The organism is Actinophytocola sp., assembly GCF_050699915.1.
GTDB lineage: Bacteria > Actinomycetota > Actinomycetes > Mycobacteriales > Pseudonocardiaceae > Actinophytocola.
Map to the genome: position 1 here is coordinate 1 of NZ_JBOHGA010000209.1, position 10,699 is coordinate 10,699.

Annotated in this window: 8 protein-coding genes; 4 read left to right on the top strand and 4 right to left on the bottom strand. The window is 68.1% G+C overall.

The window, feature by feature from the left end:
- Positions 1–202 precede the first annotated feature (202 nt).
- From ACRDSK_RS27130 to ACRDSK_RS27145, 4 genes are all read right to left on the bottom strand, one after another.
- Positions 203–1,048: an ABC transporter permease gene (locus tag ACRDSK_RS27130; RefSeq protein ID WP_431444145.1), complete on the bottom strand. Its 846-nt coding sequence runs from the start codon at positions 1,046–1,048 to the stop codon at positions 203–205.
- A complete protein-coding gene (locus ACRDSK_RS27135; protein ID WP_431444146.1) occupies positions 1,045–2,040 on the bottom strand; it encodes an ATP-binding cassette domain-containing protein in 996 nt (331 codons plus the stop codon). The genes ACRDSK_RS27130 and ACRDSK_RS27135 overlap by 4 nt, the downstream gene beginning before the upstream one ends.
- A 23-nt stretch (positions 2,041–2,063) precedes the next feature.
- Positions 2,064–2,618: an NADPH-dependent FMN reductase gene (locus tag ACRDSK_RS27140; protein ID WP_431444147.1), complete on the bottom strand. Its 555-nt coding sequence runs from the start codon at positions 2,616–2,618 to the stop codon at positions 2,064–2,066.
- Between the two features lie 132 nt (positions 2,619–2,750).
- The gene (locus ACRDSK_RS27145; protein WP_431444148.1) at positions 2,751–3,728 is read right to left on the bottom strand and encodes a 2-dehydropantoate 2-reductase; all 978 of its coding nucleotides are present in this window, start codon (positions 3,726–3,728) and stop codon (positions 2,751–2,753) included.
- 146 nt (positions 3,729–3,874) lie between these two features.
- Between ACRDSK_RS27145 and ACRDSK_RS27150 the strand changes: the two genes are divergently transcribed.
- The 4 genes from ACRDSK_RS27150 (at position 3,875) to ACRDSK_RS27165 (ending at position 10,591) form a co-directional block, all read left to right on the top strand.
- Complete coding sequence (locus tag ACRDSK_RS27150) at positions 3,875–5,608, top strand: thiamine pyrophosphate-binding protein (RefSeq protein ID WP_431444149.1); 1,734 nt, start codon at positions 3,875–3,877, stop codon at positions 5,606–5,608.
- A 14-nt stretch (positions 5,609–5,622) separates the two neighbouring features.
- Positions 5,623–6,849, top strand: a complete 1,227-nt coding sequence (frc, locus tag ACRDSK_RS27155) for a formyl-CoA transferase (protein ID WP_431444150.1) — start codon at positions 5,623–5,625, stop codon at positions 6,847–6,849.
- 4 nt (positions 6,850–6,853) lie between these two features.
- Entirely contained in the window at positions 6,854–8,992 is a 2,139-nt protein-coding gene (locus tag ACRDSK_RS27160) for an acetate--CoA ligase family protein (protein WP_431444151.1), read from the top strand.
- A 189-nt stretch (positions 8,993–9,181) separates the two neighbouring features.
- The gene (locus tag ACRDSK_RS27165; protein WP_431444153.1) at positions 9,182–10,591 is read left to right on the top strand and encodes an Nramp family divalent metal transporter; all 1,410 of its coding nucleotides are present in this window, start codon (positions 9,182–9,184) and stop codon (positions 10,589–10,591) included.
- Positions 10,592–10,699: the final 108 nt, after the last annotated feature.

Sequence of the window (10,699 nt, forward strand, 5' to 3'; positions counted from 1 at the left end):
CGACGTCTTCCGACGACGACTCCAGGCCACCAGCACCTGTCGTTCCTCGCCAGTCAGGACCACCGGATCGACTGTCGGGCTCGGCATGCCACACCCTACCAACCACCGGCGAACTAACGACTCAGGACACTAGATAGGTGACCGCACAAAGAAGCGGGACCTCCTTGCTTGCAAGGAGATCCCGCTTCCAACCCCCTACTCGCTACTTCCGGTTGTAGAGCCGCATCGTCAGGGAACCGAAGATCGCTACCAGTGCGGCGCTCGCGATGAGCACCCACACGATCTCGCCGCCGTCGGGGCTGCCCTGCATCAGACTGCGGACCGCTGCCACGAGGTGGGTGATCGGGTTCAGCTCGACGAAGGTGCGCAGCCAGCCCGGCATCGTCTCGGGTTCTACGAAGACGTTGGACAGGAAGGTCAGCGGGAACAGCACCATCATGCTGACGCCCATCACCGACTTCTCCGACCGAAGGAACAGGCCGAACATCGTCCACACCCACGAGAAGGCGAATGAGAACACGACCAGCAGCAGAATGCCCAGCGTCACCCCGACGAACCCGCCGTCGGGACGGAAGCCCAGGATCAGGCCCACCACGAGAATGACCACCGCCGCGGTGACGTAGCGGAAGACGTCTCCGAAGATGGCACCCACGAGGGCCGACGGGCGCCACACGGGCAGCGTCCGGAACCGGTCGAAGACGCCCTTCTGGATGTCGATGTTCACGCCGGTGCCGGTGTACATGGTGATCATCACGACGCTCGTCACCATGATGCCCGGCAGCAGGAACTGCAGGTACTCGGTCACCGAGCCGGCCAGCGCACCGCCGAACAGGTAGGTGAACATCAGCACCATCATGATCGGGAACGCCGTCACGTCGAACATCTGCTCCGGCACGTGCTTGATCTTCAGCATCGCCCGCCAGCCGAACGTCACCGACGCGGACCAGGCGCTCGGCCGGGTCGGCGCCTCGCCGGCGGCGAGCACCGCGTTCAGGCTCTCGGCCGCGGGTGTGTACGTGGTGGGAGTGTTCTCGGTCGTGGTGGTCATGCCGCAACCTCCTCGGACTCGGCGTCGGACCCGGTGGCCGGGTGGTCGGTCAGGGCCAGGAACACCTCGTCGAGGGTCGGCTGGCCGAGGGCGAAGTTGTCGACGGTGATGCCGGCCGCGGCGAGCTCGGCCAGCGCTCGGGACGCCTGCTCGGCGGCGAAGCGGTCACTGTCCTCTCCGGACAGCTGGGCGGTCAGCGCGACCGGGTCGGGATCGAACTGGACGGCCGACCCGAGCACGGTCGTGAGCAGCTGGTGCGCGGCCGGCCGCTGGCCGGCGTCGCGCAGCCGCACCTGGATGGAACCGGCACCGACCGACGCCTTCAGCTCGCCCGGCGTGCCCTCGGCGATCACCTTGCCGTGGTCGATGACTGCGATGCGGGACGCGAGGTGGTCGGCCTCGTCCAGGTACTGCGTGGTCAGCAGCACGGTGGTGCCCTGCGCCACGATGATCCGCACGATGTCCCACACCTGGTTGCGACTGCGCGGGTCCAGCCCGGTGGTCGGCTCGTCGAGGAACAGCACATCCGGCGTCTTGAGGATGCTCGCGGCGATGTCGATGCGCCGCCGCATGCCACCGGAGTAGTGCTTCACCTGCTTGTCCGCGGCATCGGTCAGCCCGAATGCGTCGAGCAGCTGCCCCGACCGCTCCCGCGCGGCCGGCTTGCGGTGCCCGAGCAGCCGGCCGATCAGCATGAGGTTCTCCGTGCCGGTCAGGTCCTCGTCGACCGACGCGTACTGACCGGTGAGGCTCACCCGCGCCCGCACCGCGTCGGCCTCGCGAACGACGTCGTGACCGAACACGCTGGCCTCGCCGCCGTCCGGGCGCAGCAGCGTGGCGAGCACCTTGACGGCGGTCGTCTTGCCGGCGCCGTTGGGCCCCAGGAACCCGTACACGGACCCGGCCGGGATCGCGAGGTCGACGCCGTCCACCGCGCGCGTCTTGCCGAACACCTTGACCAGGCCGGATGTTTCGATGGCCAGATCACTCATGGGACTTCCTCCCCTTCGTTTTCTCAGGCTATGTAGGGGCGGGCCGCGCGTGCCTCCCGTAGCGCGCGCGCCCACCAGGTCAGTTGGTCGAGCATGGTCGTGACCGCGAGATCGTCCCGGTCGCCGGGCGCGTCCAGCAGGTCGATGGCGACCTCGTCGCGCACGGCCATCGTGTGCAGCTCGGTGAAGACGACCCGCAGCGCCTCGACCGCGTAGTGCCCGCGGCTGCGACAGCCGTACGACACGAACCCGACGGGCTTGGCGTGCCACTCGTCGAAGGCGTAGTCGATGGCCTGCTTGAGCGACGCGGGAAAGCTGCGGTTGTACTCGGGGGTGACGACCACGAACCCGTCGGAGCGGTCGATCGCCGTCGTGAACGTCGTCATCTGCGGGGTCGCCTCCTCCGGGTAGCGCTGCGGAAAGTCGTAGTCCGCGAGGTCGAGTACGTCGAGGTCGATGTCCACCCGCTTCTCCGCACGATCGACGAACCACCGGGTGATCGCGTCACCGACGCGGCCCTCCCGGGTGCTCCCCACGATCACCGCGATCCGCAGGCGTGTGTCCACCGGACCTCCCATCTTTGCCCTTCGTCCGGTAGGCGCGAGATGTTCCGCTAGGTCGGATCTAGCGACGCGAGATCGGCCCGCTAGGCCGGGCCGGACGTAGCAGCGCGCCTCGGCGAGATCGCCGGGGCGCGCTGGGCAGGTGGGTCAGTTGGCGGCGGAGACCTGCTCGTTCAGCAGGTCGGCCAGCGCGCACACCACGCGCAGCGTCGGCGCGGAGGCGCCGGTGAGGTCGGCCAGCTCCACGACCGCCTGCAGGATCACGTCCAGCTCCAGCGGCCGGCCCCGCTCCAGGTCCTGCAGCGTGGACGTCTTGTGCTCGCCGGCGCGCTCCGCGCCCGCCAGGCGGCGTTCGATGGAGATCTCGGGGTGCGCGTCGAGGCGGGCGGCGACGTCGAGGGTCTCCCGCATCATCTGGATCACGAGCTCGCGGGTGGTCAGGTGCCGGCAGATGCCGGCCATCGTGGCGCGGGTCAGGGCGCTGATCGGGTTGAACGCGATGTTGCCCATCAGCTTGAGCCAGATGTCCTTGCGCAGGTCCGCCTCGACCGGACACTTCAGCCCACCGGCGATCATGGCCTCGGAGAACGACACGCAGCGCGCGGAGATCTCGCCGGTCGGCTCGCCGATCGAGAAGCGGGTGCCCTCGAGGTGGCGGATCACGCCGGGGGAGGCGATCTCGGTGGCCGCGTACACCACGCAGCCGATCGCGCGCTCGACCGGCAGCGCCTTGCTGACCGAGCCGCCGGGGTCGACGCTGTCGATCCGGTAGCCGGCGTACTTGCCGGGCACACCGTGGAAGTACCACCACGGGATGCCGTTCTGCGCCGCGATGATCGTGGTCTCGTCGTGCAGCAGCGGCTCGACCATCGGGCCGGCGTCGGCGTACCGGTTGGCCTTCAGGCCCAGGAAGACATGGTCGACCGGCCCGACCTCGGCCGGGTCGTCCGTCGCATGCGGCCGGGCCGTGAAGTCTCCGCGCGGGCTCTCGACCAGCACGCCCGACTCGCGGATCTTCTGTAGGTGGGGGCCCCGCGCGATGAGATGCACCTCGGCGCCCGCCCGGTGCAGGGCCGCCCCGACGTACGCGCCGATGGCGCCGGCCCCAAGAACAGCAACCTTCACTGGAAGCTCCGTTCTTGTGTACGTTTGGTATGCAGCATACAGTATGGAACTATCGCTCAGTAGACGACGTTTCTCAGAGAGCACTAAAGTCATACGGTATGCAGTATGCGCAGGACGATGACTGACACGAGGAGATGACCAGGCAGATGGCTTCATCGGTCAACACGACGCCACAGAGCGCCAGTTCGGGCCCGGCGGCAGCCGAGAGCGAACCCGAGTTGATCTCCGGTGGTCACCTGGTGGCCAAGGCGCTCAAGGCCGAGGGCGTGGACGTGATCTTCACCCTCTGCGGTGGCCACATCATCGACATCTACGACGGCTGCGTCGACGAGGGCATCGACGTCATCGACGTACGGCACGAGCAGGTCGCGGCGCACGCGGCCGACGGCTACGCGCGCATCACCGGCAAGCCCGGCTGCGCGGTCGTGACCGCCGGCCCGGGCACCACCGACGCGGTCACCGGCGTGGCCAACGCCTTGCGCGCGGAGAGTCCCATGCTGCTGATCGGCGGCCAGGGCGCGCTCTCCCAGCACAAGATGGGCTCGCTGCAGGACCTGCCGCACGTCGACATGATGAGCCCGATCACCAAGTTCGCCGCGACGGTGCCGCACACCGAGCGCGTCGCGGACCTGGTGTCGATGGCCTTCCGCGAGTGCTACCTCGGCGCACCCGGCCCCGCGTTCCTGGAGATCCCGCGCGACATCCTCGACGCGAAGGTCCCGCTGGAGAAGGCGCGCATCCCGAAGTCCGGCGCCTACCGCGCGTCCACGAAGAGCGCGGGTGACCCGGCGGCCATCGAGCGGCTCGCCGACCTCGTAGTCGGCGCGGAGAAGCCGTGCGTGCTGCTCGGCAGCCAGGTATGGACGACCCGCGGCACCGACGCGGCCATCGAGTTCGTCCGCACGCTCAACGTGCCGGCCTTCATGAACGGCTCGGGCCGCGGCACGCTGCCGCCAAAGGACCCGCACCACCTGCAGCTCGCCCGCCGCTACGCGTTCCAGAACGCCGACCTGATCATCATCGTCGGCACGCCGTTCGACTTCCGGATGGGCTACGGCAAGCGACTCTCCCAGGACGCGACCGTCGTCCAGGTCGACCTGGACTACCGCACGGTCGGCAAGAACCGCGACATCGACCTCGGCATCGTCGGCGACGCCGGCGCGGTGCTCGCCGCGGTCACCCAGGCCGCGTCCGGTCGGGTGGACAACGGTTCGGCAGCGCGCAAGGAATGGCTCGAGGAGCTGCGCGCGGTCGAGACGCAGGCCTACGAGAAGCGGCTGCCCCGCCAGCTGTCCGACGCCTCGCCGATCGACCCGTACCGGCTGGTGCACGAGATCAACGAGTTCCTCACGGAGGACTCCATCTACATCGGCGACGGCGGCGACATCGTCACCTTCTCCGGCCAGGTCGTGCAGCCCAAGTCGCCCGGCCACTGGATGGACCCCGGTCCACTCGGGACACTCGGCGTCGGCGTGCCGTTCGTGATGGCGGCCAAGTACGCCAGGCCGGACAAGGAGGTCGTCGCGCTGTTCGGCGACGGCGCGTTCTCGCTGACCGGCTTCGACTTCGAGACGCTGGTCCGCTTCAACCTGCCGTTCGTGGGCATCGTCGGGAACAACTCGTCGATGAACCAGATTCGCTACGGCCAGATCCAGAAGTACGGCGCGGACCGCGGCCGGGTCGGCAACACGCTCGGCGACGTGCGCTACGACGAGTTCGCCCGGCTGCTCGGCGGCTACGGCGAAGAGGTCCGCGACCCCAAGGACATCCGGCCCGCACTCGAGCGCGCGCGCGAGAGCGGCCTCCCGTCGTTGATCAACGTCTGGGTCGATCCCGAGGTCTACGCGCCCGGGACGATGAACCAGACCATGTACAAGTAGTAAGGGGGCCTGCCATGGGAAAGGCACTCGAAGGCGTTCGCGTCCTCGACATGACCCACGTCCAGTCCGGACCGTCGTGCACGCAGATCCTCGCCTGGCTCGGCGCGGACGTGGTGAAGCTCGAGGCGGTGTCGGGGGACATCACCCGCAAGCAGCTGCGGGATCTGCCCGATGTGGACAGCCTCTACTTCACGATGCTGAACTGCAACAAGCGCAGCATCACGCTGAACATGAAGTCCGACCGGGGCAAGGAGCTGTTCACCGAGCTGGTGGGCAAGTTCGACATCCTGGCGGAGAACTTCGGGCCCGGCGCGGTCGACCGCATGGGCTTCTCGTGGGAGAAGCTGCAGGAGATCAATCCAAGACTGATCTACGCGTCCATCAAGGGCTTCGGCGACGGGCCCTACACCCACTTCAAGGCCTACGAGGTGGTCGCGCAGGCGATGGGCGGCTCGATGTCCACCACCGGCATGGAGGACGGCCCGCCGCTCGCCACCGGTTCGCAGATCGGCGACTCGGGCACCGGCATCCACACCGTGGCCGGCATCCTCGCCGCGCTGTTCCAGCGTGAGCGCACCGGCCGCGGCCAGCGGGTGACGGTCGCCATGCAGCACGCGGTGCTCAACCTGTGCCGGGTCAAGCTGCGCGACCAACAGCGGCTGGCGCACGGCCCGCTCGGCGAGTACCCGAACCGGGAGTTCGGGGACACCGTGCCGCGGTCGGGCAACGCGTCCGGCGGCGGGCAGCCCGGCTGGGCGGTCAAGTGCGCGCCCGGCGGCCCGAACGACTACATCTACGTGATCGTCCAGCCGGTGGGCTGGGAGCCGATCGCGAAGCTGATCGGCCGCCCGGAGCTCGTCGACGACCCGGACTGGAACACTCCGGAGGCTCGACTGTCCAAACTGGACAAACTGTTCCAGATGATCGAGGACTGGTCGATCGAACACAACAAGTGGGAAGTGCTCGCGAAGCTCAACGCGCACAACATCCCCTGCGGTCCGATCCTGTCGACCAAGGAGATCATCGAGGACACCTCGTTGGCGGAGAACGAGATCGTCGTCAAGGTGGACCATCCGGAGCGCGGCGAGTTCGCGACGGTCGGCATGCCGATCAAGCTCTCCGACTCGCCGGCCGACGTCCAGCGCTCGCCGTTGCTGGGCGAGCACAACAACGACATCTACGGCGAGCTCGGTCTCGGCGACGCGGAGCTCGCCGAGCTCAAGGCGAATGGAGTGATCTGAGGTCATGGCCGAGGTAGACAAGAGCGCCGTCCGCGAGGTTCTGGACAAGGTCCGGGCCGAGGGGCGGGACTCGCTCACCGCGCCGGAAGGCAAGCGGGTCTGCGACGCGTACGGGATCCCCACCCCCCGGGAAGGACTCGCGACGACGGCCGACGAGGCGGCCCGGATCGCCGAGGAGATCGGCAAGCCGGTGGCCTGCAAGATCGTCTCGCCGGACATCCTGCACAAGACCGAGGCGGGCGGCGTGCAAGTCGGCGTGGACGGCGGCGACGCCGCGCGTGCCGCGTTCGACCAGATCGTCGCGAACGCCAAGGCGTACAAGGAGTCCGCGAGCATCGTCGGCGTCCAGGTGCAGGAGATGGTGGGCGGTGGACAGGAGGTCATCGTCGGCGCCACCACCGACGGCACGTTCGGCAAGGTGGTCGCGTTCGGGCTCGGCGGCGTGCTGGTCGAGGTCCTCAAGGACGTGACGTTCCGGCTCGCGCCGGTCGACGCGACCGAGGCGCGCTCGATGGTCACCGGGATCAAGGCGGCCGAGGTGCTCCAGGGCGCCCGCGGCGCCGAGCCGGTCGACCTCGACGCGGTGGCCGGCGTGATCGCGAAGGTCTCCCAGCTGGTCACCGACTTCCCGGAGATCAGCGAGTTCGACCTGAACCCGGTGTTCGCCTCGGCCGGCGGCGCGACCGCCGCGGACGTGCGGATCCTGCTGGAGACCGAGGAGCGGGCCGCGCCGGTGCAGTACAGCCAGGACGAGATCCTGCGCGTGATGGACCGGCTGATGAACCCGCGCTCGGTGGCCGTCATCGGCGCCTCCGACCAGGCCGGCAAGATCGGCAACTCGGTGATGAAGAACCTCATCAACGGCGGCTACGCGGGGGAGATCTACCCGATCAACCCGAAGGCCGAGTCCATCATGGACCGCAAGGCCTACAAGTCGGTCGGCGACGTGCCGGGCGAGGTCGACGTCGCGGTGTTCGCGGTGCCGGCCAAGTTCGTGCCGGCCGCGCTCACCGAGTGCGGCGAGAAGGGCGTCGCGGCCGCGGTGATGATCCCGTCCGGGTTCGCCGAGACCGGCAACACGGAGCTGCAGGACGAGGTCGTCGGCATCGCGCACCGCTACGGCATCCGGATGCTCGGGCCCAACATCTACGGCTACTACTACACGCCGCAGAACCTGTGCGCGACCTTCTGCACGCCCTACGACGTGAAGGGCGGCGTGGCGCTCACCTCGCAGTCGGGCGGCATCGGGATGGCGATCCTGGGCTTCGCGCGCACCACCAAGATGGGCGTCTCGGCCATCGTCGGACTGGGCAACAAGTCCGATGTGGACGAGGACGACCTGCTCACCTACTTCGAGCAGGACGACAACACCCAGTGCGTGGCGATGCACCTGGAGGACCTCAAGGACGGCCGGGCGTTCGTCGAGACCGCGAAGCGGATGACGAAGAAGAAGCCCGTGGTGGTGCTGAAGGCCGGCCGTACGGCGATGGGTGCGCGGGCCGCGAGCTCGCACACCGGAGCACTGGCCGGCGACGACAAGGTCTACGACGACATCCTCCGGCAGGCGGGCGTGGTTCGGGCGCCGGGCCTCCACGAGATGCTCGAGTTCGCCCGGGGGCTGCCGCTGCTGCCGACCCCGCAGGGCGAGAACGTCGTCATCATCACCGGCGCGGGCGGCTCGGGCGTGCTGCTCTCCGACGCCTGTGTCGCGGAGGGACTGTCCCTGATGGACATCCCGCCGGACCTGGACGAGTCGTTCCGCGCGTTCATCCCGCCGTTCGGGGCGGCGGGCAACCCGATCGACATCACCGGTGGCGAGCCACCTTCGACATACGAGGCGACCATCCGCCTCGGTCTCGAGGACCCGCGTATCCACGCGCTGATCCTGGGCTACTGGCACACGATCGTCACGCCGCCGATGGTGTTCGCCGAGCTCACCGCCAAGGTGCTCGCCGAGGCGCGCGCCAAGGGGATCGACAAGCCGGTGGTGGCGTCGCTGGCGGGCGACACCGAGGTCGAGCAGGCGAGCGAGTACCTGTTCGAGCATCGCGTGATCGCCTACCCCTACACCACCGAGCGGCCGGTCGCGGTCCTCGGTGCGAAATACCGGTGGGCGCGGGCCGCCGGACTCATCGACGGCTAGTCGCCGCCGACCAGACAGGGAGCAGTACACGGTGGTCGCCAGGAAGGCGGTCACAGCTGGGGTCGACAGACAGGCAGGCGGAAACCGAACACTGGAGGTCCAATGGTGGATTCTCAGAATCCTCCCTCCGCGGGCAGTGCCACTGTCGCGGGCGAGGAACGGGTATGGCGGGCCGGCAAGCTGGAACCGATGCCGATCCGCCCACTACCGGACGCGCCGCCGTCCATTCACCTGCTGGGTCCGACGGTCTTCCTGCTCGCGCTCGGCGTGGGCATGGGCGAGTCGTACATGTGGCCCCGGTTGGTACTGGTCTTCGGCCCGGAGATCCGGTGGCTGTTCCTGATCGGCGTCACCCTGCAGGCCGTGGTGATGCTCGAGATGTCGCGTTACGCGATGGCGACCGGGGAGAGCATCTTCACCGGTGCGGCACGCGTGTTCAAACCGTTGATGTGGTTCTTCTTCGTCACGGCGATCCTGGTCTATATGTGGCCCGGCCACCTGTCCGCCGGGGCCAACGCGTTCGAGCAGCTGACCGGAATTCCATGGGTCCTCACCGCGTGTGTGGTGCTGGTCCTGGTCGGCATCCTGTTCAGCATGGCCAGCGTCATCTACGACGTCGTGGAGAAGATCCTCGGGGTCCTGATCGGCGTACTGGTCGTCGGTACGGCGATCATCGCGTCGATCGCCGGAACCTGGGGCGACCTCGCCTCGACGCTGGGCGGCATGTTCGCGTTCGGCTACGTCCCGGACGGCATGCTGTCCGCGGAGTGGTTCCCGATCGTGGTGGGCTCGATCGCGTTCGCCGGGCCGTCCGGCATGCAGCAGATGTGGTACACGCTGCACCTGCGTGAGGCCGGCGCCGGCATGGGCGCGCACGTCCCGAAGATTCGTGGTCTGCGTACGGCCGGTGAACAGGAGCAGGTGCCGGCGCACGGGTTCATGTTCGACACGTCGAACCCCGCCGAGATGGAGAAGTGGCGCGGCTGGCGCAAGTGGATCACGTTCGACGCGTTCCTGCTGTTCTGGGGCATCACGATGCTGGTGACGATCTCGTTCACCGTGCTGGCCCAGTCCGCCGCGCGGGAGAACCCGAACGTCAAGGACATCATCGAGGACGGCGACCGGTCGGCGGCGCTCGCCGCGATGTCCGACTCGTTCGCGGCTGTCGGTGGTTCGGTGCTCGGCGGCGTGTTCTTCGCGTTCATCGCGATGATCGGGTTGAACGCGACGCTCGGCCTGTTCGACTCGTTCTCCCGTGGTCAGGCGGACATGACCTACTTCCACGTGCCCGGTGCACGGAAGATCAAGATGTCCCACCTGTACGCCGGGTTCCTTTGGGGCGTCATCACGTTCGGCATCCTCATCCTGAACTTCGGCCCGGCCGACGGACCGGAAGGCGTGCTGGACATCCTGGCGTTCCTGTCCACGTTCGCCATGGGTGCCTACTGCGTGGTCCTGTTGTTGGTGAACAACAGGATGCTGCCCAAACCCATCCGACCGAAGTGGTGGTCGAACGCGATCATCGGCTTCGGCGCGGTGTTCTACCTGGGCATGCTGTTCTTCTGCATGATCAAGTTCGGCGTCGTGGATCTCGGATAGGAGCTGGATGCGATGCGCCTGAACCGTCTGTTCCTGCTGACCCTGCCGGGGTTGGCCGTGGGGTTCCTCGCCGGCGCCGTCGCCGGTGGGCTGGCCGCGATCGTCGGC